The following is a 23,208-nucleotide window of genomic DNA, read 5'->3' as shown; positions in this document are numbered from 1 at the left end:
CCGGTCAGGGCAGGATGACCGCCCGGCCGTGGATCTCGCCGCGGCGCAGCAGCGCGTACGCCTCCGGCGCCCGATCGAGCGGGAACGTCTGCACGTCGGCGTGCAACTGCCCAGCCCGGCCCAGCGCGATCACCTCCCGCAGCTCGGCCCGGGTGCCCCAGAACGGCACCATGACGCCGGTCTCCAGCGGCAGGGGCGGTGGCTCGTCGGCGACCGGCCGGACGGGCAGCGTGCCGCCGGCGAGGCCGACCAGCATCAGCTGGCCGCCGGTGGCGACCACCTGCCGGGCTGTGGTGAGGGTGGGATCCGCCCCCACGAAGTCGAGCACCACGTCCGCGCCGTCCGGAGGCGCGCCGACCAGCGCCCGGATCCGGTCCACGCTGTCCGGCCCGGCCTGCACCACCTCGTGCGCGCCCAGCCGGGTCGCCAGGTCGAGCGCCGCCACGCTGGTGTCGACCGCGATGATCCGTACCGCGGTGGTGGCCGCCAGGATCTGCAGGGCCATGTGCCCCAGTCCGCCGATGCCGATCACGACGCAGGACGTCCCCGGGCGCAGCTTCGGCCGGGCCAGCTCGATGGCGTGGTACGGGGTCAGCCCGGCGTCGGTCAGCGGCGCCGCCTGGGTCAGGTCCAGGTCCCCGACGTGCAACAGCCGGGAGGCGGGTACCACCACGTACTCGGCGAGGCCGCCGTCGCGACTGAGCCCGATGCCGCCGACGGGGACGAGCCGGCACTGGTTCTCCAGCCCACGCAGGCAGGCGCGGCAACGGCCGCAGCCGATGATCCCGTAGACCGCGGTCCGGCCCCCGGGCGACCAGCCGGCGACTCCGGCGCCGACCTGCTCCACCGTGCCGGCGATCTCGTGGCCGAGCGTCATCGGGGTGGGAAACATCCCCGGCGGCGCGTCGAGGATGTGCAGGTCGGAGTGGCAGGCGCCGACCGCGCCGACGCGCAGCAGGACCTCTCCCGGGCCGGGCGACGGCGTGGGCAACTCCACCTGCTCGAGCACCCCGGGTGAGATCATCTGTACCGCGCGCATCGTCGTACTCCAGCCCGTCGCTGCCGGTCGTGGCGGCGGTCTACCCACGCGGCGCGGGTTGATGCCGACGGTGGACGGACAGGCGCACAATGCCCTCATGAGCGAGCCGAGCGAGTCGTTCACCGACGAGGAGTACGCGTTCCTGCGGCATGTACGCTTCGGCGAACTGCCGCCGGCGGTCCGCCCCGAGGAGCGGGTCGAACTGACCGAGACCGACGCCCGCCGGGACCGGCCCGAGCCGACCGGTGGCCCCGAGGAATGGGCCCTGCGCAACAGCCCGGGCTGAGCCCGGAAACGGCCGACGGGCCGCAGGGGTGACCCCGCGGCCCGCCGAACCGGTACGGATCAGAAGACCGGCACGCCCGCGCGGACCAGCTTCCAGTTCGGCACGAAGAAGTCGGCCGGGTTGATGGCGCCCTTGGCCTGCGCCCATTCGATGAGCAGCTGGCGGATCTCCTGCTGCTCGTTGTAGACCTGGGTCTTGACGACGCCGGGGAAGTTGCCGCCACCGCTGCGCCGGTAGTTGTTCACCGCGATGACGAACTGGGCGTCCGCGGCGACCGGGGTGTCGGTGCCCGGCAGGACCAGACGGGTGATCCGCTGGCCGACCGGCTTCGAGATGTCGATGTCGTAGTCGACACCCGAGATGACGTCGTAGTTGTAGTCCGGCACGGCCGGGTCGCTGATGTTCGCCGGGTCGACGGTGTCGCCCACCGCGAAGGTCTTGAAGTACTTGGCCGAGTACTCCAGGTACGCCTTCACCTCGGCGCCGCTGATCACGACAGCCTCGAGGGTGTTGTCGTAGACGTACAGGCCCGCGAGGTCCCGGATCCGCACGTCACCCTGCGGGAAGACGGCGGTACGGCTGAACGGCGCCGCGATCGACAGCACCGGCAGCCCCGCGTACGCGGTGCCGGCCAGGGCCTTGGCAACCACGTCGGTCTGGACGTGATTGATGAAGTCCAGGATCGGGGTGTCCTTGTATCGCGACTCGACGGCCGACAGCTCCACGGTGCACTGGGCGACGACCTTGTTGACGTAGTCGACCGTCTTGGTGTGCTGGCCGCGCACCGCCGCGAGGACCGCCGGGTCCTCGACCACCGTGTTGGTGTTCAGCATGGTGGAGCCCTTGGCGACCACCTTCCAGCGGCCCTTCTCCCGGGTCAGGGTGAAGTCCATCCGGGTGAGCCGCTGGCCCCACCGCGACGGCTCCGAGGTCAGCACCTGCTCGCCGGTGGTCTTGTTGGTGACGAACTTCTCCGGCACCTCGTTGTGCGCGTGGCCGAAGAGGATCGCGTCGATCCCCGGCACCTGCTCAGCGATCAGCGCCACCGGGTTCTCGTTCGGCAGCTCCGGGCCGTAGCTGGAGGTGCCGCTGTCGCCGCCGTGCGCCGAGATGATGACCAGGTCGGCGCCGCGGTCCCGCATGATCGGCACCCACTTGGCCGCGGTCTCGATCATGTCGGCGAAGATCAGCTTGCCCTCGACGTTGCCCTTGTCCCAGATGGCCACGCCCGGGTTGGTCAGGCCGAGGATGCCGACGTTCAGGGCCGGCGCGCCGTGCCCGCCGAGGTTGACCGGCTTGATCACATACGGCAGGTAGGCCGGCTTGCCGGTCTTCTCGTTGATCGCGTTGGCGGCGAGGGCCGGGAAACCGAGCTGCTCGATCCACTTGGCCAGCAGCGGCAGGCCGTAGTTGAACTCGTGGTTGCCCAGCGTGACGGCGTCGTAGTTCAGCACGTTCATCGCGTTGGCCATCGGGTGCGTCTCACCGGTGACGGTGATCGGCTCCTGCTTGGCGTAGTAGGTGGCCAGCGGGGTGCCCTGGATGGTGTCTCCGGCGTCCAGCACCAGGGTCGCCTTGCCCTTGCGCTCCGCGCGGATCTGGTTGACCAGGGTGGCCAGCTTCGCGACGCCGACGTCGTTGTGCTTGCTGTCGTCGAACTCAGCGTCCTTGTAGTAGTCCCAGTTGTAGACGTTGCCGTGGGTGTCCGAGGTGCCCAGGATCGTCAGGTCCCAGGTCTTCGCAGGGGCTGCGCCGGCGGCCCGGGCGGGGGCGCCGGCGAGCAGCGGAGCGGTCGCGGCGGCGGCCGCGACGGCCAGCACCTGGCGGCGCGAGGCGCCGGAGGAGGAAGTCATGAGGTGCCTTTCCATGGGGGTGTAGGCGCCTCGTGGGCGCCGTTGCGCACCATAACGACCTGCTGTCCCGTGCGCCACATCGCCCTGCGGCCTTTCACCACGTCAGCGCCGGACGTGGCCTGGCCGTCACACCCGGTACACCCGAAAGTCGTTTCCGCCTCCTGCCCGGGGGTAGGGCGGTACCGGACCGGACAGGATGAAGCGGCACGAGGAGAAGCCGGTTAGCGAGGACCAGCACACCCAGCAGGACCCCACCCGCCAGTACGGCCAGCAGCAGGGGCAACCCACGCAGCAGCAGTCCCCGCCGGGTTCCGAGCAGCGGATGGGACCGAAGCCCGACCACGGCGAGGAGTCCTACCGGGGCAGCGACCGGCTCGCCGGCAAGCGCGCCGTCATCACCGGGGGTGATTCCGGCATCGGCCGGGCCGTCGCCATCGCGTACGCCCGGGAGGGCGCCGACGTGCTCATCTCCTACCTCGGCGAGCAGAAGGAGGCCGACGCCCGGGACACCGTCCGGCTGATCGAGTCGGCCGGCCGCAAGGGCGTCGCGGTGCGTACCGACCTCACCGACGAGAGCCACTGCCAGCAACTGATCGACCGGGCGTTGGCCGACCTCGGTGGCATCGACATCCTGGTCAACAACGCGGCCTTCCAGATGGCCCAGGACAAGGGCCTCGCCGGCATCACCAGCGAGCAGTTCGACCGGGTGTTCAAGACCAACGTGTACGCCATGTTCTGGCTGTGCCGGACGGCCGTGCCGCACCTGCCCGAGGGCTCGGCGATCATCAACACCTCCTCGATCCAGGCCTTCAACCCGTCGCCGCAGCTGCTCGACTACGCCACCACCAAGGCGGCCATCGCGAACTTCACCAAGGCGCTCGCGCTGGACCTAGCCGACCAGGGGATCCGGGTCAACGCCGTAGCGCCCGGCCCGATCTGGACGCCGCTGATCCCGGCCACCATGCCCCCGGAGAAGGTGCAGCAGTTCGGCACCGACGTGCCGATGGCGCCGTCGCCGGGATGACCGGCTTCGCCCGCCTCGACGACTTCACCGGTGACGCCTCCTGGGGCGGCTACGAACTGGTCTCCGGCAGGTGGTTCACCCGACCTGGAGAGGCGGCGGTGCCGAGCACGTTCCTGACCGCGACCGGCACCCGGATCGGCGACAGCGTCGTGCTGACCGACCACGGCAAGGCGGTGCCGGTCCGGATCGTCGGCGAGGTATTCCACCCGACCAACAACCTGCTGATGTTCGCCGACGCCGCGACGTTCACCGCCACGAAGCCGAACCTGACCGCCGCGAGTTACCACATCCGCCTGGCCGATGGCGTCGACGTGACCGGGTACCTCACCGGCCTGAACAGCGCACTGGCAACCTCGGGCTTCACCGCGGAGCCGGAACGGTCCACGGGCAGCAGCGGCACCATCCTGCTCCTCGACGCGCTGGCTGCTCTGCTCACCCTGATGCTGGTTGCCGTCGCCGCCATGGGCGTGCTGAACATGGTCGTGCTCGACACCCGCGAACGTGTCCGCGATCTCGGTATCCACAAGGCGTTGGGCATGACGCCCTGGCAGACCATCGCGATGGTCATCGCGTCGGTGGTCGTGACCGGGCTGACCGGCGGCGCGATCGGCGTCGCGATCGGCGTCGCCGTGCACGGGGCAGTCACACCCGCGATGGGCCACCGTGCCGGCATCAACCTGCCCGCCTCCGTCACCGACGTCTACCAGCCGACCACGCTGCTACTCCTCGGTCTCGGCGGCCTACTCATCGCCGTCGCCGGCGCGTTCCTGCCGGCCGGCTGGGCCGCCGGCACCCGCACCGCCGTCGCCCTGCGCACCGAGTAACCACCTCGATAGCACCGGCCCGTCGGCGCCCCACGCCGCGAGCCGGTGCCACGGGCGACCTCACTCGGACGATCGCCAAGGCCACCCGGCACAACTCGTCCATGTCGAGCGGGTGACGTGACGGTCGCGGCGGCCTTCGACATGTCATTTGAGCAGCTGCCGGATGCGGCGCGGCAGCTGTTTCGCCGCGCGGCGCTGGTGTCCGGGTCGGATTACAGCGCTGCCCTGGCGGCGGTGCTCGGCGGGGTCGCCGTGTCGGTCGCTGAGGAGCAGTTCGACGATCTGGTCGATCTGGGCCTGATGGGGATCGCGGAGGGCGGCCGGTATCGCTTCCACGACCTGGTGCGGCTGTACGCGCAGCAGCGGCTTGGGCGAGAGGATTCAGCCGACACGGTGATCGCTGTCCGCCGGCAGATGGTCCTTGGCTGCTGGCGACCGTCACCGCAGCCGGGGGATGGTTTGGGCCGGACGAAGGCGGATCCGCGGATGCCGCTTTCGCCCCGGCTGAGGACGCCAAGGCCTGGATACGCATCGAGGCGGAACACTGGTTCCCGGCGCTCGGCGCGGCCCGACCGCCGGCGACAATGTGCAGTACGCGTGGGGGTTGGCTTGGGCTGCGCAGCAGTCGGCCGGATGCTCTCAGACATTGAGACCTGCCCGTTCGAGGCGTTCGAGCAGGCTCGGCTTACGCGCGTGCACCGTCCGTAGTTCGGCCAGCCGTTGCCGGAACGGCGTGGTGTTGCCGTCGCGTTCGCTGAGGTCGCGCAGGTCGACAAGGAGTTGAACGCCCGTGTCGTAGTCGCGGGGTTTCTTCGTGGAGATGAGTTCGTTGACCCGCTGCCATGCGGCGGGTTGATCGACTGCGAGGGCGTCGAGGTGCCGTTGCCGGGCGGCCGCCGCGGACCGTTCCTGGCGGATCCGTTCCCGCTCACGCTGCTCGGCGACCTGGCGTTCCCGTTCGGCGCGGAGGTGTGCGGCGGTGGCGAGTAGTTCGCCTGCGGTGCGTAGGGCGCTCGTGGTGGACGTGTCCGGGAGGTGTTCGTCGCGGTACCGGCGCAGCAGCCGGCCCCGCAGGTGACCGTCGCCGCTGAGCAGGTCGGCGAGGATGGCGTCCTTCTCTCGGACCGAGAGGCTGGTGACCCACGAGCGCAGTTGCGCGGCGGTCGGCTCGACGGCGGCCTGCGCCGAAGCGGCCGCCGCGGCCGCGATCAGATCAGGATCGATGCACAGGAACTCGGCGACCGTGGTGAGCGAGGCGTCGAGCGTGCCCAGCCCGGCCGGGGCCGGCGGCTCGGGCTCGTCGTCGTCGAGTTCTAGGGACTGTACGCAGCGCAGCCAGCCCAGGTACAGCAGGCGCAGGTCGCCCGCGGCGAGGGCGGCCCGCACCGGAGTGATCGAGGCGAGCAGACCGTGACCGTCGAGGTCCCACTCGTCTGTGCCTTCCTCGTCCTCTCGGTAGAGATGGACGATGAGGTGCTTACCGGCGGTCCACGCGGAGGCACCGTCACCGACGCAGTAGCGGGCGACCGTGGCGGGGGCGAGCGCGCGCGTCGGTAGCCGCAGCATGAGCTGGCGGGTGCCCCAGTTCGCCAGGTACAGGTGCGCGTCGAAGTACCGCTCCATCAGCTTGCGCGGGTCACCTTTGAAGTCGCCCCACTGGTAGGTGTTGACGAAGCTGGTGGCGGTGATGTCGGCCCGGGTGGACAGCGACCGCAGTTCGGCCTGTTCGCGAGTCGTTAGAAACCGGTCGACGGCGGTGAACTCGTAGTACTGGTACTCGCTCACCGTGACTACCGCCCGGCCCAGTGTCGGTAGGCGTCGATCCAGTCGGCGCCGTCCGGTGTAGGTGTGGGCAGCGGAAGGTCGAGCAGGTCGATCTTCTGCCGGTGTCGGCCCCGGGCGCAGACCGCGACGATGCTGTCGACGGTGAGGTCGACCTTCTGTACGACTACCTCCATGCCGAGGACGGTGGTGGTAAACGGCACCGCAAGATGCTCTTCGAGCATGGTGAACAGGCCGGTGAGCTGTTCGTCGTCGTTGTACGCGTCGACGGTGGCCTCTTCGATCATCGCCTCGAGCGCCGCATTCCGCTTCGATGCCATCGGCGCAGGATAGCGGACCCGTGCCGAGGTGTTCGGAGCCCGATATCCGAGGATGGTCCGGTGGGTTCTGTGGACGAGTTCGAGGGTCTTCGCCGCGAGCTGCAGCGGTTACGGGCGGAGAACGCCCGGCTGTCACGGCTGCTCGAACTGCGCGGTCAGGACACGGCTCCGGCGCCGGAGCAGCTGTCCGCGCCGGTCGCTGCGCCGGGTATGGTCACGATGGCCTCACCGGTGGCGGACAAGCTGGCGCTGTTCGCCGACCGGTTCCGGGCCCGCGTCGACGTGTACGCCGTGCGGTGGGAGAACACCCGCACCGGCGCTGCCGGGTGGATGCCGGCCGTCGCCGGCGGGTGGCGTAAGGGCATGGACCGGCGCGGCGCTACTTACCTGCCCCGTACAGGGGAGGTCGTCGCCGCTCATCTCGTCGGCGACGTGTTCATGGGGCTGTATCCGCTGCTGCCTGGCAATACGTGCCACTTCGTGGTGGCGGACTTCGACGGCCCGACGGCGATGCTCGACGCCTTGGCCTACATCAAGGCGGCGCGGGCCAGCGCTGTGCCGGCGGCATTGGAGATCTCCCAGTCCGGTCGCGGTGCCCACGTGTGGATCTTCTTCGCAGGTGTGGTGCCGGCGACGACGGCGCGGGCCGTCGGAACCGCCCTGCTGCACGAGGCGATGGTGCTACGCGGGTCGATGGACCTGCGGTCGTACGACCGGCTGTTCCCCAACCAGGACGTCCTACCCGAGGGCGGCTTCGGCAACCTCATCGCCGCGCCGTTGCAGGGCCGACGCCGCAAGGACGGACTGACCACGTTCCTCGACCTCGGCACGCTCGAACCGTACGCCGACCAGTGGGCCTTCCTGTCGACGCTGGACCGGCTCAGCCCTGCGGACGCCGAACGCGTCGCCCGGCAGGCGAAGGGCGCCACCACCGGCGCCGACGTCGCCACGATGAGCCGGTCCGCCGCGACCCGGGTACATCCCGCGCTGCCCCCGGTGGTGCACGCGGAAGCCGGTGCCGGGCTGAGCCTCGACACCGCGCAACTCACCCCGGCCGCACTGGCCACGTTCAAGCACGCCGCCGCCATGACCAACCCGAAGTTCTACGAACTGCAACGCCTGCGCAAGTCCACCTGGGACACCCCGCGATTCATTCGCAGCTACGACCTCACCCTCGACGGCCGTCTAACCCTCCCACGCGGCCTGCGCCACACCATCGCCGCCATCGTCGAACAGGCCGGGTCTCGGATGTCCGTCACCGACGCACGAAACTCCGGAAACGAGATCGATACCGCGTTCACCGCCGAACTCACCGACAAGCAGAGCACGGCGGTCAGTGCGCTTCTCGCCCACGAGGATGGGGTGCTCGTCGCCCCACCCGGATCCGGCAAGACCGTCATGGCGTGCGCCGTGATCGCCGAGCGCGGCACCTCCACCCAGGTCCTCGTCGACCGCAAAGCCCTCGCCGACCAGTGGCGTACCCGCACCGAACAGTTCCTCGGCATCCGGGCCGGCCAACTCGGCGGCGGCCGGCGCAAGCTCACCGGAGCAGTGGACATCGCACTGCTGCCCTCCCTGGCCAGACGCGACGACATCACCACACTCACCGAGAGGTACGGGCACGTCATCATCGACGAGTGTCATCACCTCGCGGCCGCGGCGTACGAGCACTCGGTCAAACGGATCGCCGCGCAATTCTGGCTCGGGCTCACCGCCACGCCCGTCCGGCGGGACGGGCTCGGCCAGCTCGTCACCTGGCAGCTCGGCCCGATCCGGCACACCATGACCGACGAGGAGCAGGGCACCATCGCGGCCGCGATGGCGGTCGATGCCGGACCACGACGACTGCTGCACGTCCACGACACCACGTTTCGTGCCGGCGACGTGGACCTGAACGAACCGGGCGCACTCGCCGAGATCCACCGATGCCTGGCCCTCGACCGGACGCGCAACACCCAGATCGCCGACGACGTCGCCGCAGCCCTCACGCGCGGGCGCAACTGTCTCGTCCTCACCCGCCGAGTCGCCCACGTCGACGCCCTCACCGCGATGCTCGCGGCGCGCGGACATCAGGCACTCGTACTCCAAGGAGCGATGAGCACCACCGACCGGCGAACCGCCGTCGACCGACTCGGCGAAGCCAAGGCTGGTGATGGCCTCCTCGTCATCGGCACCACACCGTTCATCGGCGAAGGCTTCGACGCCCCAGCGCTCGACACCCTCTTCCTCGCCGGCCCGATCTCATACGACGGGCTGCTCATCCAGTGCGCCGGGCGCGTGATCCGGACGGCACCCGCCAAGGACGCCGCCGAGGTCCACGACTACCACGACCCGGCCACCCCCATCCTCGCCGCCTCACTTCAACGCCGCATGCGCGGGTACCGAGCACTTGGCTTCTCCAAGGCGTGAGCGCACCGGACCCCTCAACCTCGCCATCACCCTCAGCCACGCGCCCGTACTGCACGATGTAGGCCCGGGCGTCGACAGGCCAGCCTGCAACCGCCACGCTGTCCGTTACCGCAGCCAAAGCCGAAGATCACCGCCGACACTGCCAGCACCCCCGACTCCGTTCTGCCAGTTAGCCTCAACGGCGTGACGATCCGGTTCCAGCAAGCCATGCAGCTCATGCGCCGGCATGACCCGCAGGCCAAGGAAGACGGTTTCCACCTCCTGCGGCCCCACGCCGCCGAGCACATCGACGAACTCATCGCCGAGTTCGCTGAAGAACGACACGACCACGGCTTGCGCTGCTGGCTGCTCGAACTCATCGGTGAAGCCCGCTCATCCCAAGCGCTGCCGGTACTCATCGAACAACTACACAGCGGAGACGAGTCACTCCGGTCCTGGGCCGCCAAAGGACTGGAGCAACTCGACACCAGACAAGCGCGGCAAGAGCTGTGGAAAGCACGAGCCAACGGGCTCATCGACTGACCACTCAACGGCCAGATCGCGAACTGTCACTGCCGTATTAGGTCGACGAGCTCTCGTACGGCCTCTGGCTCGTGCCTGGAGGCCGGCGTCCGGTCGGCCGCCGTGCCGGTGTCGGCCGGCGTCGAGCAGGTCGGCGACCTCGTTGAGGGTGAAGCCGAGGCGTTGTGCGGTCTTGATGACCCGCAGCAGCGTGACCGTGTCGGGCGGGTAGAGCCGATGTCCGCCCGGTGACCGCTGCGGGGAGGCGAGCAGTCCCCGGCGCTCGTAGTAGCGCAGGGTTTGCAGGTTGACCCCGGCCGCGTCGGCGAGCTGGCCGCTGCGTAGTCCCGGTCCGGTCATTGTTGAACCCGCACGGCCCGTTGGGCGAGGGCATCCAGCACACCGACGTGTTCCGCCGGTACCCGAACGTCGAGCGTCAGCGAGTTGGAGTCGGGCCGCGCGATGTCGAACGTGAAGAACGAGCAGCAGGACGACTCCCGGGCCGTCAGGTCCCGCGCCGTCTGTTCGACCTGATCCGCGCCGTCGAGTTGCAGCCGCAGATGCTGTGTCGACAACCGGTCGGCACCCCGGACCGCGTCCCGAAAGAACTGATCGAACTCCGCGAGCCGAAGCGGCCGCTCGGCCGTCGGCAGGCTGCACGCGTCCGGCACCCAGGAGCCATCCATCGTGACATGTTGGTCGCTCATGCAACGACGGTAAGCCCGTACCTAGGTATCAGATGCAAGCCCTGGTTCAGCGGAAGGAACCAGGCCCTCGGAGGTCGGACAAGGCCAACCAACGATGACCATTGGGTCGTCTACCGCCACGGTTGAGAAGCGGCTTACCGGCAACGACGCCGGCTGGGCGCCCACGGGCGCCATACCAGTGGCCCTGCTCCGCGACACGGTGTCGCCACCGATCCGATCAGCCCGAGCACCGTTGATGGGGCAAGACCGTGTCGGCGTGGCCAGTGCGGCCGTGACCAGAGCGGACGCCATCACGGGCACACGCAGGACCGGGCGAAGGCCTTCAGTAGCGTCGCTCAGCGGGCCCGCTTCGTCGCCCGCTTGCGGGGCGGGGTCAACAGGTCGGCGATCGCCGCGATCGCGGACGGCACGAGCCGGTAGTACGCCCAGACGCCGCGCTGCTCGCGTTCGAGCAGTCCGGCCTCGGCGAGGATCCGAAGGTGATGACTCACGGTCGGCTGGGACAGACCGAGCGGCGCGGTGAGGTCACTGACGGACGCCTCGCCCTCCGGGGCGGACTGGATCAGGCTGAGCAGCCGCAGTCGGGCGGGGTCGGCGAATGCCTTCAGCACTCCCGCGAGCCGCTCGGCGTCGGCACGCTTGATCGGCTCGCCAGCCAGCGGCGAGATGGCAGGCGTTGCAGTTTTCGTAATTCCCACGTCTTCCATCGTTGCACGAACACCATCGATACGCCGGTCGAACCAGGACCTGGTCACCGCCAGTTTGGGGCCGGACCCCGTCCGCGGACACCCAGGAGGCCAGTGGAACGGCCGGGAGGAGAAGAGCGCCGACTGTGCGGCGACGGCGGTGGTGGGTGTCGTAGTCTGCGCTGGTGACGTGGGACCGGCCAGCTGGTGCGATGCGCGGTTACCGCGTTGTTGCGGTGGCGGTCGTCGTCGCGGCAGTTCTGGTTCTGCACGCGCTGCGGTGCTCCACGGGTTTGGACACCGCGGCGCCTCCGGCGGCTGCCGGTTCCACGGCGTCCCTCGTCTCTTACGGCGCCCCGACGTCTGCGGCCCTGACCAGCCTCGCTGACGTTTACCGGTGACCTCATCACCAGCCTCGACCTCACCGCCGAAGCCAGGGCGGCATCGCCGAGACCGGCGAGACCATCACGGTCAGCCGGCGCCAGCGCCGGGACGTCGAGATCGAGATCAAGTTCTGGCCGTTGAACGGCCTCAACGCCAACGGCGACCGCCCGGAGGTCCGCCGAGTCGACCTCATCGTCGGCCAGATCACCGGCCCCAACCCCAACCCGGGCGCGGACACGAACCCCACCACCAAGGTCGTCGCCCGGTTCGGCCCTCGCGACTGGCGCAAGCAGGGGCCCGACTACGTCATCCGGCACACCCTGCGCGACGTGGAGACCGAAATGTACGCGCGGGTGCGGGGCACCAGCACCGACGAGGCCGAGCCGCTTGCCGACGGGCTGGAGAGCCCGTGGGATGACCTGTGGTTCTACTCGAACCCAGTGTTCGTCCACGTCCGCTGAACAGCCAGCAACCGCAACCGCAACACGCCCTGGAATCGACGCGGCATAGGACTGAACCCTTAACAGCGGCAGCCGTCCCCCTTCCGCCGCAGCGGAAGGGGGACGGCCACAGGCGGCATGAGGTGATCCTGTCCGCGCCAACGCGCCACCGTCATTCTCCGGCCTGGTCGAGCAGGTTGTGGGTCTGCCGCCACCGCTGCCGCCTGCTCACGACCGGCGTGCCGCCACGGAGTCGTCGAGGCTCGCGCCAGCGTTGCTGCGGTCGTCCAGAAGTGGGCGGCGAGCGGTGGCGCCGGCAGGAACTGCGACACGCTGCATCCTCACGTACGCCACCTGAGAGGTTGTGCCGCAGGCGCCAGCGACGCGACCTGCGACGCGCCGGGTGGGCCCGGCGGATCGCGCCTCGGCGCAGGAGCCAGAAGTGTTTCGGCACGCCGCATCGAGGCCACTCCCGGCGCTACTCGTGGAGGTGGCGGCGCTGGTGGGACAGGTCGGTGTGGTGATCGCGGCCGGGATGACTGTCGGGATCGGTGTGAACGGTGGCGGTGGTCAGCCGGGCCACGGCGTGGGTGAGTTGGTGCTCGGCGTCGGCGGCGATCTCGTGTGCGGCGACGAGGCTGAGGTCGGCGTCGACGACGAGGTCGGCTTCGGCGTGCAGGCGGTGGCCGATCCAGCGCAGCCGTACCGCGGCCACGTCGCGGACGCCGTCGACTGCCCGCAGTGTGGTTTCGGCCTGGTCGACGAGGTCGGGGTCGACGGCGTCCATGAGGCGTCGGTAGACCTCGCGGGCGGCGTCCTTGAGCACGAAGGCGATGGCGACCGCGATGCCTAGACCGACGACCGGGTCGGCCCATCGCCAGCCGAGGGCCTCGCCGCCGGCGGCGGCGAGCACGGCGAGGGAGGTGTAGCCGTCGGTGCGGGCGTGCAGGCCATCGGCGATGAGTGCGGCGGAGCCGATGCGCCGGCCGACGCGGATGCGGTACTGGGCGACCAGTTCGTTGCCGATGAATCCGACGAGGCCGGCGGCGGCGACCCAGGGCAGGTGGGTCACCTGGGCGGGGTGTAGCAGCCGGTCGACGGCGGTCCAGGCGGCGGCGACGGCGGAGCCGGCGATGACGACCACGATGATGATGCCGGCGAGGTCTTCAGCCCGGCCGTAGCCGTAGGTGTAGGCGCGGGTGGCGGCGCGCCGGCCGAGCAGGAACGCGATGCCCAGCGGCACGGCGGTCAGGGCGTCGGCGACGTTGTGCAGGGTATCGCCGAGCAACGCGACCGATCCGGAGAGCACCACGATGACCGCTTGGGCGAGCGCGGTGACTCCGAGGCCGACCAGCGAGATCCACAGGGCACGTAACCCGTCGCGGGAGGTCTCCAACGCAGGATCGACCTTCGCGCGGGAGTCGTGGGAGTGCGGTACAACGGCGTGGGTCAGCCGGTGCCACCAGACGGCGAGCCGACCGCCGTGATCGTGCCGGTGGTCATGGCCGTGCCCGTGGCCGTGTTCGTGCTCGCTCACCGTTCCCCCAGGCGTCTGCCGGTCGCACCGGCACTCCATACCCATGACGACGGCGATAATATGTGCCCATGTACGCACGCGACAACGTTGCAGATGCCAGTGACATGCAACAACACCTCCCCGGCGGGCACCAGGTCGAGGCAGCGACCGACATGCTGCGGATGCTGGCCGACCCCACGCGACTACGGCTGATGGCGCTGCTCCGCGACGGCGAGTACGACGTCACCGCCCTCGTCGCGGCCGTTGGCGTGGCGCGGCCGGCGGTATCGCAGCACCTGGGCAAGCTGCGGCTGGCCGGGCTGGTCAGTGTGCGACGAGAGGGCCGCCGGGCGCTCTACCGGGCCAGGGGCGGTCATGTGCGTCGGCTGGTGACCGAGGTGCTGCATGCGGCGTCGCACCGGATCACCGGTGCCGTGGAACACGACTGAACGGCATACTCGCCGATTGTGGACCGCCGGTCGGCGAACCATTCGCGGGCGAACTGGCTGACCCCGTCACTACATGCGCAGACTTACCGCCTCCACAGTTGCGCTGGCAGCGCCACCGCGTGCTCGCGGCGCTGGCCGCTGCGTTGGTGGGCGCGGGGACAATGACGTTCGGCTTCGTGTTGGCCGACAAGCTTGCCCGAGTCTTCATCCCGCCGCGTACACCATTGCCGAAGGTGTACTCGGTCGGCCCGTACCTGCCGGCGTCGCTGATCGCGTGCGGCGTGTCCGTCACGCGGAACCGGCCTGAGTCGCGCATCTCGCGCTGATGCCCGAGCACGTCGATACCAACCGTGGGCTGCCTGCACGCCCGGCCGTGGCGCCCCGCCCGTGTCCTCGACAGTTAGACAGCGACGTCCTGGGCGGGCCGGGCGCCGGCGGCGACCATCCCTGCTGTGACCGGCGAGGGCCTGAAGCCTTTGACGATCAGGTAGACGCCCAACGAGAACTCCCACACGGCGATGGGGATGGTCGCGATCGCCGTCACCGGCGACAGTCGGTCCCAGAGGCCGAACAGTGTGCCGGCGTCGGAAACGACGAGCAGGGGCGCCCCGACGAGTCCGAGCACAGGTAGAACCCGCGGCACGAGGCGTGACTGGTACAGCAGGGAACCCAGCAATAGGGCGTTCACGGCCGGCAGGAAGCCTTGGCTGAGAAGGAAGATCGAGTCATAGAAGGCGACCAGCGCCTGGCCGGTGGCCAACGCACCTTCTCCGGCTCCGGCCTGCCGCAAGGCCACGAGCGTCAGGAGGCTCCCGACGCCGACGAAAATGCCGGCGGCTTCGAGAACCCGGGCGCTGACGAAGCCCAGCGCTCGGGCTTCGCCCTGCCGCTTAACCACCGGATACAGCACGACGGCGGTGCCGATGCAGGCCAGGGCCACGATCACCTCAAGGACGCCACCGATGACGACCGGGGTTTCCGACGTGTCGCCGACGATGTAGTCCGCATCGTGCACCGGACCGTACAGGGCGAGGGTCGGAATCGAGACAAAGGTGAGCACGTAGAACCCGCCCGCGACCAGCGCGGTCCTCCTCAGCGAGTCCATCAGGGCTCCTTTCGTTGCCGTCGTTCAAGCAGTGATGGTCCGGCCATCACCCTCCTGCGGATCGGTGCGATGGCGAATCGGCCACTCGGGCAATCCTCGCGGCGATGGAACCCGGGAGGGTCCGGTGGCGGCCGTGGATGTCTCCTTCGGTGGTGGGCCACCGGCATCCGTCTGGTGGCCCGTGCCGGCCGCGCTCGTCAGTGCCACGCGTCCCCGGGCCTCCTGGCATAGCGCCTCCAGGCGTACGTCCACGGGACGACGGCGAGGATGACGACGACGAAGGAACAGCTGAACAGGACCTCGCGGCTCGCGGCGGTCATGTCGTCGGAGACCAGGTGCGGATGGCGACCGCGGCGATCCAGATCACCCTCCAGGCCACCTCGAACAGCAGGATCGGCAGCATCCGGACGGAGTATCTGAGGCCGAGGAGAGCCCGGAGCGACATGGCCGTCAGCAGGCAGGTGACCACCCCTTCCATCACCGGTAGGGATCCGACGTCCTGGAAGAGAACCGGCCATTTAACGATGGCCAGTCCCACGCCTATGAACGCGTGGCCGAAACGCATGACGTTCAGACGGCGCGTCGACAGTTGCTCCGGGGTCATGACGTCGCGGTCCGACCCAGACGCCCTGGGCGGAACCTGTCAAGATCAATGAGACAAGATCGTTTTAGTTCTTCTGTTGTTCGGCTGGTTGCAGTGCGGGTCGGTTGATCCAGACTGCGGGTGGGCGCCGAGGGCCGGTGGGATCGCGAACATCGTCAGGTGGCGACCACCAGCGGAGATTGAGTTCTCTGTCCGGCCTTCGATCAACGGTTGCACCTTGCCCTTGGTGGCCGACGCGTGCTTGCGCGGCGAGACCATCCGGGCGATCACAGACCAGCAGCCTGCGTCGCACCCAGAGAATCAATGCGCCGGTGCACCCAGCCGCCAAGCTGGCGATTGCCGGGCACCGTCGGCCCGAACGCCGCTGCCGAGGCGGCCAGCAGCGTCATCACCGAACATCATGGACAGCAGGGTCAGGTGAGGTGTTGCCGGATGCGGCGTGGTGGGGTGAATGCGTACAGGTCGAGTACGCCGGGTGGGTCGGCCAGGCCGGGGCCGCCGGCGCGGATCCAGGCGGCGATGTCGTCGGCGGCGTCGGTGTCGTTGACCAGGCCGAGCCAGACCGGGCGTCCGCCGGCGCGGCGGCCGGCAGGGGAGGGCTGCACGACGATGACGTTGGCGTGCGCGCAGGTGTCGAGGCAGTCGCTGACGCGTACGGCCGCGACGTCCGCGATCGCCTTGCGTAGTTGGGTCAGCTGCCCGGCGTGGTCGAACCCTGCTGCGGTGCCGCAGCAGCAGCCCCGACACACCGTGACCGTGCATCGGGCAGTCGCGCCGCCGTCGCGGGCGCCGCGACTCACGGCGTTCCTTCGGCTTGGGCGCGCCGCCAGGCGGAGGAGGCGAGCAGCCGTAGGCCGTTGAGGCCGACGATGACGGTGGAGCCTTCGTGCCCGGCCACACCCAGGGGGAGGGGGAGGTTGCCGAACAGGTCCCAGGCGACCAGCACGGTGATGAAGGTGGCGGCGATGATCAGGTTCGCCTTGACGAGGCGACGGGCGCGTCGGGACAGGGCGATGGCCGCGGGCAGGGTGGGCAGGTCGTCGCGGACCAGGACGGCGTCGGCACTGTGCAGGGCCAGGTCGGAACCACCGCGGCCCATCGCGACGCCGAGGTTCGCGGCGGCCAGGGCAGGGGCGTCGTTGACGCCGTCGCCGACCAGCAGCACCCGCCGGCCGTCGGCCTGAACGGCCCGTACCCGCTCGACCTTGTCCTGGGGCAGCAGCCCGGCGTGCACGTCGGTGATCCCGGCCTCCGCCGCGAGGTGCCTGGCGGCACCTGCGTTGTCACCGGTGAGCAGCATCGGCCTGGCCCCGGTGAGGCGGGTCAGCGCGGTCACGGTGTCGGCGGCGTCAGCGCGGATGCGGTCGGCCAGGGCGAGCACCCCGGCGGGCGTCCCGTCGACGAGGACCACCACGGCGGTCCGCCCGGCGGCCTGCGCGTCAGCGGCCACCGTCCGAGCCTGGGTCAGGGCCGTGCCACCGGCGGTGGGCGTGAGTTCGTCGAGCAGCGCGGGTGCGCCCACGGCCACCCGGCGGCCGTCGACCACCGCGCGTACACCCCGCCCGGGCACGGACATGAAGTCATTCGCTGCCGAGACCGGCAGCCCGCGGTCCCGGGCGGCCGCGAGGACCGCGGCGCCGACCGGGTGTTCGCTGGCGTGCTCCGCCCCGGCGGCCAGCCGCAGCACCTCGTCGGTGTGCGCGTCGCCGATGGGGTGAATGTCGACGACGCGGGGGTGGCCTTCGGTGAGGGTGCCGGTCTTGTCGAACGCCACCAGATCGGTATCGGCGAGTTGTTCCATGACCACGGCGGACTTGACCAGGACGCCGTGCCGGCCGGCGATTGCGATCGCGGACAGCAGCGGCGGCATCGTCGCGAGGACCACCGCGCACGGCGATGCCACGATCATGAAAGTCATCGCCCGCAACAGCGTCGATCGCAGGTCGGCGCCGAAGGCCAGCGGGATGGCGAACAGCGCCAGGGTGGCGGCCACGACGGCGATCGAGTACCGCTGTTCGACCTTCTCGATGAACAGCTGTGTCTTGGCCTTGGTCGCCGAAGCCTGCTCGACCAGGGCGACGATGCGGGCGATGACCGACTCGCCCGCTGCGCGGTGCACCCGGACGACCAGGGCGCCGGTGCCGTTGAGGGTGCCGGCAAACACCTCGTCATCCACCGTTTTGGCCACGGGCAGCGGTTCGCCGGTGATGGTGGCCTGATCCACCTCGCTGGCGCCTTCGACGACGACCGCGTCGGCGCCGATCCGCTCACCTGGGCGCACCCGCACCAGGTCACCGACACGCAGGTCGACGGTGTTCACCACCGCCTCGCTGCCGTCGGCGTCTATGCGCGTCGCCTGCTCGGGGGCGACGTCGAGTAGTGCCCGTACCGAGTCGGCGGTGCGGGCGGTGGCGAACGCTTCCAAGGCGCCGGAGGTGGCGAAGATGACGATCAGGAGTGCCCCGTCGAACACCTGCCCGATTCCCGCCGCGCCGAGCGCGGCCACGATCATCAGCAGGTCCACATCCAGGGTCCGCTCGCGCAGCGCTCTCAGCCCCGCCAGGGCCGGCTCCCACCCGCCGGCCGCGTAGCAGGCGAGATACAGCGCCCACCTCACCGGCGTCGGCGCGCCCAGCAGCTGCGCCGCCCCGCCGGCGGCGAACAGCATCGTGGCCAGGGCTGCCCAGCGCACCTCGGTCAGCGCCCATGCCCGGGCGGCGAACCGCCGGGGTGCCACCGGCGCGGTGGCGGTCGGGCGGGGTGAAGTCGTCGTCGCGGTCACGACGAGGAACACTACCTGCGTAGTCATGCAGGTAGCTAGTCAGGTAGATAGCTGAGTGCGCAGCCTCCGCTACGATGGGCGGGTGCACACCTCGCTGCCGGACTTCCAGATGCCCAACGACGAGCAGGTCCACCTCGCCGCCGAAGGCTTCCGGCTGCTCGCCGACCCCACCCGGATCAAGATCCTCTGGGCACTGCTGCAGGGCGAGTCATCCGTCGCCTGCCTGGCCGAGATCGTCGGCGCCGCCCCCACCGCCGTCAGCCAACACCTCGCCAAGCTCCGCCTCGCCGGCCTGGTGCGCGGTCGACGCGAGGGCACCTTCGTGCACTACTCCGCCGCCGACACCCACGTACGCGCCCTGCTCGCCGAGGCGCTCTTCCACGCCGACCACACCGACCGGAACCTGCCCGACCACAGCGGCCCGCACAGCCACGCCATCACCCCCTAACGGGGCTTAAGCCTGGAGGTCGTCGGGACACCCGTTCCCGGTCGCACCCTCGTCCGAGCCCGGTCGGCCGGGGTGCTGCCCCGAGCCGGACGGCCTCTACGAGATCGTCGGCCCAGTCGGCGGGTTCATGAAGCTCTTCGGCCTGCGGGTCGACCCGTGCGGCATCGAGGAACAGCTTCGGCGCTCGGGCGTCAAGGCGTACTGCGTCGGCGCGGACCGCGAGGTGGTGGTGGCCGCGACCGGCGGCCACCGCCCCGAGCGGGTGCGGCGGCCGGCCGCCGACGGGGCCGGGCTGCCGACCTGCGTGGTCCGCGCCCACGTGCCGGCCGACCTGCCCCGGCTGGCCAACAGCAAGCCCGACCTGGTGGCGGCACGCGCCCTCACCGCGCCGCCACCGACCCGCCGGACCGGCACTGACCAGTTCTGCCGGATCTACGCCGAACTGCTCGACCAGTCGGAGGGCGCAGTTCTGGTTCACCGAGGCGCTGGTCAACCTCGTTCTGGTGGCCACCGCGCTGATCGCAGTGTCAGGCGTGGACCGGTGGTCAGGCGGTTGCCCGGTTTCCCTCAGACGTGGTTCGGCACCTACGAAGTGATTGGCATCTGCGCCGCGCGGGCTGCTCTTCGCTGTTCATCGGTGTGAGTCCGCTTGGTTTCGCACGTACGGCTGTCGCGGCATGGCAGTGTGACCGGTTGACGGGCCGGCAAAGAGGCAGAGTGGGGCTGGCGACAATGGCAGGCACGCCGCGAGGAGCAGTCATGGTCGCTGTTGAACGCGTCCCCGTTCCTTCCGTCCCATCGGCGGTGAAGCGGGACCGGGACGAGGTGTTCGTTGAGTACGCCAAGTCGATCTGCCCGGTGTGCAAGGTCGTCGTCGACGGCCAGGTCAACATTCGCGACGACAAGGTTTACCTGCGTAAACGCTGCCCGGAGCACGGCCCGTTCGAGGCGCTGGTGTACGGCGACGCGCAGATGTACCTCGACAGCGCCCGGTTCAACAAGCCCGGCACGATCCCGCTGACCTTCCAGACCGAGGTGGTCGACGGCTGCCCCTCGGACTGCGGCCTGTGTCCGGAGCATAAGCAGCACGCCTGCCTCGGCATCATCGAGGTCAACACCGGCTGCAACCTGGACTGCCCGATCTGCTTCGCCGACTCCGGCCACCAGCCCGACGGCTACTCGATCAATCTGCAGCAGTGCGAGCGGATGCTCGACGTCTTCGTGGAAAGCGAAGGCGAGGCTGAGGTGGTGATGTTCTCCGGCGGCGAGCCCACGATCCACAAGCAGATCCTCGACTTCATCGACGCCGCCCAGGCGCGCCAGATCAAGGCGGTCAACCTCAACACCAACGGCATCCGCCTCGCCTCGGACCGAAGATTTGTGACCGCGTTGGGTGAACGCAACCGACCTGGCCGGCCGGTCAACATCTATCTGCAGTTCGACGGTTTCGACGAGCGCACCCACCAGGAGATCCGCGGCCGAGACCTGCGCGCCATCAAGCAGAAGGCCCTGGACAACTGTGCCGACGTCGGGCTGACCGTCACCCTCGTCGCTGCGGTCGAACGCGGCCTCAACGAGCACGAACTCGGCGCCATCATCGAGCACGGCTTGGCCCACCCGGCGGTGCGCAGTGTCTCGTTCCAGCCGGTCACCCACTCCGGCCGGCACGTCACCTTCGACCCGCTGACCCGGCTGACCAACTCCGACATCATCCACCTCATCGCGCAGCAGCTGCCCGACTGGTTCCAGGCCAAGGATTTCTTCCCGGTGCCGTGCTGCTTCCCGACCTGCCGGTCCATCACCTACCTGCTCACCGAAGGCGCCCCCGGTACGGCAGACTTCGCCGTGGTGCCGATCCCGAGGTTGCTCAACGTCGAGGACTACCTCGACTACGTGTCCAACCGGGTCGTGCCGGACTACGCCGTACGGGAGGCGCTGGAAAAGCTGTGGTCGGCATCGGCGTTCATGGGCACCGACACCACGCGCGACCGCCTCGTTCAGACCGCTGCGGCTCTGGACTGCGCCGACGCCTGCGGCATCAACCTGCCCGAAGCGGTAGCGAACCTCACTGAACGCGCCTTCATGATCGTCATCCAGGATTTCCAGGATCCGTACACCCTTAACGTCAAGCAGCTGATGAAATGCTGCGTCGAGGAGATCACCCCGGACGGCAGGTTAATACCGCTCTGCGCCTACAACTCCGTCGGCTACCGGGAACAGGTTCGCGAACAGATGTCCGGCGTAACGGTGGCCGACGTGGTGCCCAACTCCCGACCGCTGCAGCCGATCCTCATCGACTCGCCCTACGGTTCGAAGATCGCCGGAACCGGAGCGGGGCACCACCCGGACGGCGAACGCCGCATCGCGCCGGACCGCACCAACGTCGGCCGAGGAATCCGATGAGCGTCCCGATCCAGCCGCATACGGCCGCCGAGGCCAAAGCATGCTGCGCCGCCACCTACGGCTCTGATGTGGTGGCCCTGCTGCTCGGCGGCTCCTACCACCCTGGTGGCCCCGCCCTCACCCGCCGGCTGGCCGACCGGCTGGACCTGCGCGCCGGGGAGATCGTCCTCGATGTCGCCAGCGGCCGGGGGACCACCGCTCGGGCGCTCGCCACCGAGTACGCCGTCGACGTCACCGGCGTGGATCTGTCCGACGCCAACGTCGCACTCGCCACCGACACCGCACAGACCGCCGGCCTCGCCGACCGCATCCGGTTCCGGGTAGCCGACGCCGAACGGCTACCCGTCGACGCGCAGTCGATCGACGTGGTGGTGTGCGAGTGCGCCTTCTGCACCTTCCCTGATAAACCCGCCGCCGCCGCCGAGTTCGCCCGGGTGCTGCGCCCCGGCGGCCGGCTCGGCATCACCGACGTCACCGTCAATGCCGAGCGGCTCCCGCCCAAGCTGGCCGGGCTGGGCGCGTGGATCGCCTGTGTCGCCGACGCCCGCCCCCTAGACGGGTACGCCGCCCTGCTCCGCGGGGCAGGGCTGACCGTCACCTACACCGAACGCTGCGACGACGCGATGGTGGCCATGATCGATCAGATCGAGGCCCGCCTGGCCCTCGTGCGGATGGCCGCACGAGCACAGGCCGAGGCCGTCGGCATGGACTTCGACCGCGCCCCGGCAGTGCTGGCCGCCGCCCGCGCCGCCGTCGCCGACCATGTCCTCGGCTACGCCCTGCTGACAGCCGTGAAACCGCATTGACAGCGAACGGTGACCTCCCCGGCGCCGGACAGGAGATCGGAGACGATCATGGCAGCACGGATCGGCTGGACCATCGCGGCCATGACCGCGTCCGCAGGCGTGATCGGGTACCGGGCACTGGTCTCCGGCCAGCTCACCCTCGATCTGGGCATCGGCCGGCGGGCACGCGCCCTCGGGCCGCAGGTACTCGACATCGCCGCGCCCCGCGAGCTGGTCTTCGACGTGATCGCCCAGCCCTACCTCGGCCGGCCCACGAAGGCCCAACGAGAGAAAATCCAGGTGCTGGAACGCGGAGAGGGAATGGTCCTGGCCGCCCACCGCACGCCCGTCGGCCGTGGCCTGGTCACCCAGACGGTCGAGACGGTTACCTTCACCCGCCCCGACACCGTCGACTTCCGCCTCGCGCGCGGGCCCGTGCCGTACGTACGGGAACGCTTCTCCCTCACCGACCACGGCGGCAACACCCGACTGGAGTACACCGGCGAGATGGGCACCGACGGCTGGGCACTCGGCGCCGGGTGGGCGGCGGTTGTCGCGCGGCGATGGGAGGCGACGGTCGCCGACGCGCTGGCCACAGTGAAATCCGAGGCCGAACGCCGGCACGAACACGCCCAAGGCTAGAGGGACCTCGCCCGGCTGCTGGCCGACGGTGGCGCTCCTGCCGGCCCGCCTGCACTGCAGCAGCCGGAGCCGGAGCCGGAGACCATCGCCGTTGAGGTCGATCGGGTCGTCAACGCCCGCGGCGGCATTAGCATCGGCGGGTTCGAAGTTCTAGTAGTGCTTTGTTATGTTGTGTTGTTGTATGGGCGGTTGCAGGTGTGGCATGCGCCGGCCATGACG

At 69.8% G+C, this 23,208-nt stretch carries 27 protein-coding genes; 14 read left to right on the top strand and 13 right to left on the bottom strand.

What is annotated here, in order from left to right; translation table 11 throughout:
* Positions 1-4: 4 nt before the first annotated feature.
* Positions 5-1,039, bottom strand: a complete 1,035-nt coding sequence (locus A6A27_RS36750) for an NAD(P)-dependent alcohol dehydrogenase (RefSeq protein WP_073839274.1) — start codon at positions 1,037-1,039, stop codon at positions 5-7.
* A 97-nt stretch (positions 1,040-1,136) separates the two neighbouring features.
* On the opposite strand from A6A27_RS36750, the gene A6A27_RS36745 reads away from it, so the two are divergent.
* Entirely contained in the window at positions 1,137-1,325 is a 189-nt protein-coding gene (locus tag A6A27_RS36745; protein ID WP_241825630.1) for a hypothetical protein, read from the top strand.
* 59 nt (positions 1,326-1,384) lie between these two features.
* On the opposite strand, the gene A6A27_RS36740 is transcribed toward A6A27_RS36745, so the two are convergent.
* The gene (locus A6A27_RS36740) at positions 1,385-3,178 is read right to left on the bottom strand and encodes a bifunctional metallophosphatase/5'-nucleotidase (protein WP_073839272.1); all 1,794 of its coding nucleotides are present in this window, start codon (positions 3,176-3,178) and stop codon (positions 1,385-1,387) included.
* A gap of 196 nt (positions 3,179-3,374) precedes the next feature.
* Here A6A27_RS36740 and A6A27_RS36735 point away from each other — a divergent pair, with 196 nt between their 5' ends.
* The 3 genes from A6A27_RS36735 (at position 3,375) to A6A27_RS43825 (ending at position 5,734) form a co-directional block, all read left to right on the top strand.
* Complete coding sequence (locus tag A6A27_RS36735) at positions 3,375-4,202, top strand: SDR family NAD(P)-dependent oxidoreductase (protein WP_083673160.1); 828 nt, start codon at positions 3,375-3,377, stop codon at positions 4,200-4,202.
* Complete coding sequence (locus tag A6A27_RS36730; RefSeq protein WP_073839271.1) at positions 4,199-5,026, top strand: ABC transporter permease; 828 nt, start codon at positions 4,199-4,201, stop codon at positions 5,024-5,026. The genes A6A27_RS36735 and A6A27_RS36730 overlap by 4 nt, the downstream gene beginning before the upstream one ends.
* Positions 5,027-5,143: 117 nt before the next feature.
* Complete coding sequence (locus A6A27_RS43825; RefSeq protein WP_143194366.1) at positions 5,144-5,734, top strand: hypothetical protein; 591 nt, start codon at positions 5,144-5,146, stop codon at positions 5,732-5,734.
* Here A6A27_RS43825 and A6A27_RS36720 read toward each other — a convergent pair.
* A complete protein-coding gene (locus tag A6A27_RS36720; RefSeq protein ID WP_073839269.1) occupies positions 5,666-6,811 on the bottom strand; it encodes a hypothetical protein in 1,146 nt (381 codons plus the stop codon). The genes A6A27_RS43825 and A6A27_RS36720 overlap by 69 nt on opposite strands.
* Before the next feature lie 5 nt (positions 6,812-6,816).
* Positions 6,817-7,128 (bottom strand): calcium-binding protein, encoded by a 312-nt coding sequence (locus A6A27_RS36715; protein WP_073839268.1) that lies wholly within the window; start codon positions 7,126-7,128, stop codon positions 6,817-6,819.
* 60 nt (positions 7,129-7,188) lie between these two features.
* Between A6A27_RS36715 and A6A27_RS36710 the strand changes: the two genes are divergently transcribed.
* The gene (locus A6A27_RS36710; protein ID WP_073839267.1) at positions 7,189-9,537 is read left to right on the top strand and encodes a DEAD/DEAH box helicase; all 2,349 of its coding nucleotides are present in this window, start codon (positions 7,189-7,191) and stop codon (positions 9,535-9,537) included.
* A 183-nt stretch (positions 9,538-9,720) separates the two neighbouring features.
* The gene (locus A6A27_RS36705; protein ID WP_241825629.1) at positions 9,721-10,059 is read left to right on the top strand and encodes a HEAT repeat domain-containing protein; all 339 of its coding nucleotides are present in this window, start codon (positions 9,721-9,723) and stop codon (positions 10,057-10,059) included.
* Here the strand turns inward: A6A27_RS36705 and A6A27_RS42605 are convergent.
* The 3 genes from A6A27_RS42605 to A6A27_RS36690 all read right to left on the bottom strand — a co-directional run bounded on the left by A6A27_RS42605 (position 9,961) and on the right by A6A27_RS36690 (position 11,452).
* Positions 9,961-10,398, bottom strand: coding sequence for a MerR family transcriptional regulator (locus A6A27_RS42605; RefSeq protein ID WP_083673159.1), 438 nt, complete (start codon positions 10,396-10,398; stop codon positions 9,961-9,963). The two genes, A6A27_RS36705 and A6A27_RS42605, sit on opposite strands and share 99 nt — an antisense overlap.
* Complete coding sequence (locus tag A6A27_RS36695) at positions 10,395-10,709, bottom strand: hypothetical protein (protein WP_241825628.1); 315 nt, start codon at positions 10,707-10,709, stop codon at positions 10,395-10,397. Before A6A27_RS36695 ends, A6A27_RS42605 begins: the two co-directional genes overlap by 4 nt.
* Positions 10,710-11,080: 371 nt before the next feature.
* Positions 11,081-11,452: an ArsR/SmtB family transcription factor gene (locus A6A27_RS36690; RefSeq protein WP_073839264.1), complete on the bottom strand. Its 372-nt coding sequence runs from the start codon at positions 11,450-11,452 to the stop codon at positions 11,081-11,083.
* 500 nt (positions 11,453-11,952) lie between these two features.
* Between A6A27_RS36690 and A6A27_RS36685 the strand changes: the two genes are divergently transcribed.
* A complete protein-coding gene (locus A6A27_RS36685; RefSeq protein ID WP_198940609.1) occupies positions 11,953-12,276 on the top strand; it encodes a hypothetical protein in 324 nt (107 codons plus the stop codon).
* 457 nt (positions 12,277-12,733) lie between these two features.
* Here the strand turns inward: A6A27_RS36685 and A6A27_RS36680 are convergent, their stop codons facing one another.
* Positions 12,734-13,792, bottom strand: coding sequence for a cation diffusion facilitator family transporter (locus A6A27_RS36680; protein ID WP_241825627.1), 1,059 nt, complete (start codon positions 13,790-13,792; stop codon positions 12,734-12,736).
* 104 nt (positions 13,793-13,896) lie between these two features.
* Between A6A27_RS36680 and A6A27_RS36675 the strand changes: the two genes are divergently transcribed.
* Positions 13,897-14,220: an ArsR/SmtB family transcription factor gene (locus A6A27_RS36675; RefSeq protein WP_241825626.1), complete on the top strand. Its 324-nt coding sequence runs from the start codon at positions 13,897-13,899 to the stop codon at positions 14,218-14,220.
* A gap of 98 nt (positions 14,221-14,318) precedes the next feature.
* Positions 14,319-14,546 (top strand): hypothetical protein, encoded by a 228-nt coding sequence (locus A6A27_RS43820; RefSeq protein WP_206745069.1) that lies wholly within the window; start codon positions 14,319-14,321, stop codon positions 14,544-14,546.
* A gap of 74 nt (positions 14,547-14,620) precedes the next feature.
* Here A6A27_RS43820 and A6A27_RS36670 read toward each other — a convergent pair whose 3' ends face one another.
* The 5 genes from A6A27_RS36670 to A6A27_RS36655 all read right to left on the bottom strand — a co-directional run bounded on the left by A6A27_RS36670 (position 14,621) and on the right by A6A27_RS36655 (position 18,738).
* Positions 14,621-15,325: a DUF4386 domain-containing protein gene (locus tag A6A27_RS36670; protein WP_073839261.1), complete on the bottom strand. Its 705-nt coding sequence runs from the start codon at positions 15,323-15,325 to the stop codon at positions 14,621-14,623.
* Between the two features lie 316 nt (positions 15,326-15,641).
* Positions 15,642-15,929 carry a hypothetical protein gene (locus A6A27_RS36665; RefSeq protein WP_073839260.1) on the bottom strand — a complete coding sequence of 96 codons (288 nt, stop codon included), beginning with the start codon at positions 15,927-15,929 and terminating at the stop codon, positions 15,642-15,644.
* Positions 15,930-16,195: 266 nt separating this feature from the next.
* Positions 16,196-16,318: a hypothetical protein gene (locus A6A27_RS46980; RefSeq protein WP_274534622.1), complete on the bottom strand. Its 123-nt coding sequence runs from the start codon at positions 16,316-16,318 to the stop codon at positions 16,196-16,198.
* Positions 16,319-16,342: 24 nt separating this feature from the next.
* Positions 16,343-16,729: a hypothetical protein gene (locus tag A6A27_RS36660; RefSeq protein WP_073839259.1), complete on the bottom strand. Its 387-nt coding sequence runs from the start codon at positions 16,727-16,729 to the stop codon at positions 16,343-16,345.
* Positions 16,726-18,738, bottom strand: a complete 2,013-nt coding sequence (locus A6A27_RS36655) for a heavy metal translocating P-type ATPase (protein ID WP_083673158.1) — start codon at positions 18,736-18,738, stop codon at positions 16,726-16,728. Before A6A27_RS36655 ends, A6A27_RS36660 begins: the two co-directional genes overlap by 4 nt.
* A gap of 55 nt (positions 18,739-18,793) precedes the next feature.
* Here A6A27_RS36655 and A6A27_RS36650 point away from each other — a divergent pair, with 55 nt between their 5' ends.
* The 5 genes from A6A27_RS36650 to A6A27_RS36630 all read left to right on the top strand — a co-directional run bounded on the left by A6A27_RS36650 (position 18,794) and on the right by A6A27_RS36630 (position 22,989).
* The gene (locus tag A6A27_RS36650) at positions 18,794-19,159 is read left to right on the top strand and encodes an ArsR/SmtB family transcription factor (RefSeq protein WP_073839258.1); all 366 of its coding nucleotides are present in this window, start codon (positions 18,794-18,796) and stop codon (positions 19,157-19,159) included.
* A gap of 127 nt (positions 19,160-19,286) precedes the next feature.
* Entirely contained in the window at positions 19,287-19,802 is a 516-nt protein-coding gene (locus A6A27_RS44645; protein ID WP_073839257.1) for a hypothetical protein, read from the top strand.
* Positions 19,803-19,963: 161 nt separating this feature from the next.
* On the top strand, positions 19,964-21,562 hold the full coding sequence (locus A6A27_RS36640) for a radical SAM protein (protein WP_073839256.1): 1,599 nt from the start codon (positions 19,964-19,966) through the stop codon (positions 21,560-21,562).
* A complete protein-coding gene (locus A6A27_RS36635) occupies positions 21,559-22,368 on the top strand; it encodes a class I SAM-dependent methyltransferase (protein ID WP_073839255.1) in 810 nt (269 codons plus the stop codon). Before A6A27_RS36640 ends, A6A27_RS36635 begins: the two co-directional genes overlap by 4 nt.
* A 48-nt stretch (positions 22,369-22,416) precedes the next feature.
* On the top strand, positions 22,417-22,989 hold the full coding sequence (locus A6A27_RS36630) for an SRPBCC family protein (protein ID WP_073839254.1): 573 nt from the start codon (positions 22,417-22,419) through the stop codon (positions 22,987-22,989).
* Positions 22,990-23,208: the final 219 nt, after the last annotated feature.

Origin of the sequence: Micromonospora sp. CB01531 (genome assembly GCF_001905095.1) — a bacterium.
In the GTDB taxonomy this organism is placed as follows: Bacteria; Actinomycetota; Actinomycetes; order Mycobacteriales; family Micromonosporaceae; genus Micromonospora.
The sequence above is the reverse complement of the archived record's forward strand: the minus strand, read 5'-3'. Positions and strand labels throughout refer to the sequence as shown.

Coding starts and splice junctions, on each gene's coding strand:
- A6A27_RS46980 (WP_274534622.1), bottom strand. CDS start 16,318: ATGACGCTGCTGGCCGCCTCGGCAGCGGCGTTCGGGCCGACGGTGCCC.
- A6A27_RS36655 (WP_083673158.1), bottom strand. CDS start 18,738: ATGACTACGCAGGTAGTGTTCCTCGTCGTGACCGCGACGACGACTTCA.
- A6A27_RS36745 (WP_241825630.1), top strand. CDS start 1,137: ATGAGCGAGCCGAGCGAGTCGTTCACCGACGAGGAGTACGCGTTCCTG.
- A6A27_RS36675 (WP_241825626.1), top strand. CDS start 13,897: ATGCAACAACACCTCCCCGGCGGGCACCAGGTCGAGGCAGCGACCGAC.
- A6A27_RS36665 (WP_073839260.1), bottom strand. CDS start 15,929: ATGACCCCGGAGCAACTGTCGACGCGCCGTCTGAACGTCATGCGTTTC.
- A6A27_RS36715 (WP_073839268.1), bottom strand. CDS start 7,128: ATGGCATCGAAGCGGAATGCGGCGCTCGAGGCGATGATCGAAGAGGCC.
- A6A27_RS36730 (WP_073839271.1), top strand. CDS start 4,199: ATGACCGGCTTCGCCCGCCTCGACGACTTCACCGGTGACGCCTCCTGG.
- A6A27_RS36750 (WP_073839274.1), bottom strand. CDS start 1,039: ATGCGCGCGGTACAGATGATCTCACCCGGGGTGCTCGAGCAGGTGGAG.
- A6A27_RS36670 (WP_073839261.1), bottom strand. CDS start 15,325: ATGGACTCGCTGAGGAGGACCGCGCTGGTCGCGGGCGGGTTCTACGTG.
- A6A27_RS42605 (WP_083673159.1), bottom strand. CDS start 10,398: ATGACCGGACCGGGACTACGCAGCGGCCAGCTCGCCGACGCGGCCGGG.
- A6A27_RS44645 (WP_073839257.1), top strand. CDS start 19,287: ATGAAGCTCTTCGGCCTGCGGGTCGACCCGTGCGGCATCGAGGAACAG.
- A6A27_RS36735 (WP_083673160.1), top strand. CDS start 3,375: ATGAAGCGGCACGAGGAGAAGCCGGTTAGCGAGGACCAGCACACCCAG.
- A6A27_RS36630 (WP_073839254.1), top strand. CDS start 22,417: ATGGCAGCACGGATCGGCTGGACCATCGCGGCCATGACCGCGTCCGCA.
- A6A27_RS36690 (WP_073839264.1), bottom strand. CDS start 11,452: ATGGAAGACGTGGGAATTACGAAAACTGCAACGCCTGCCATCTCGCCG.
- A6A27_RS36635 (WP_073839255.1), top strand. CDS start 21,559: ATGAGCGTCCCGATCCAGCCGCATACGGCCGCCGAGGCCAAAGCATGC.
- A6A27_RS36740 (WP_073839272.1), bottom strand. CDS start 3,178: ATGACTTCCTCCTCCGGCGCCTCGCGCCGCCAGGTGCTGGCCGTCGCG.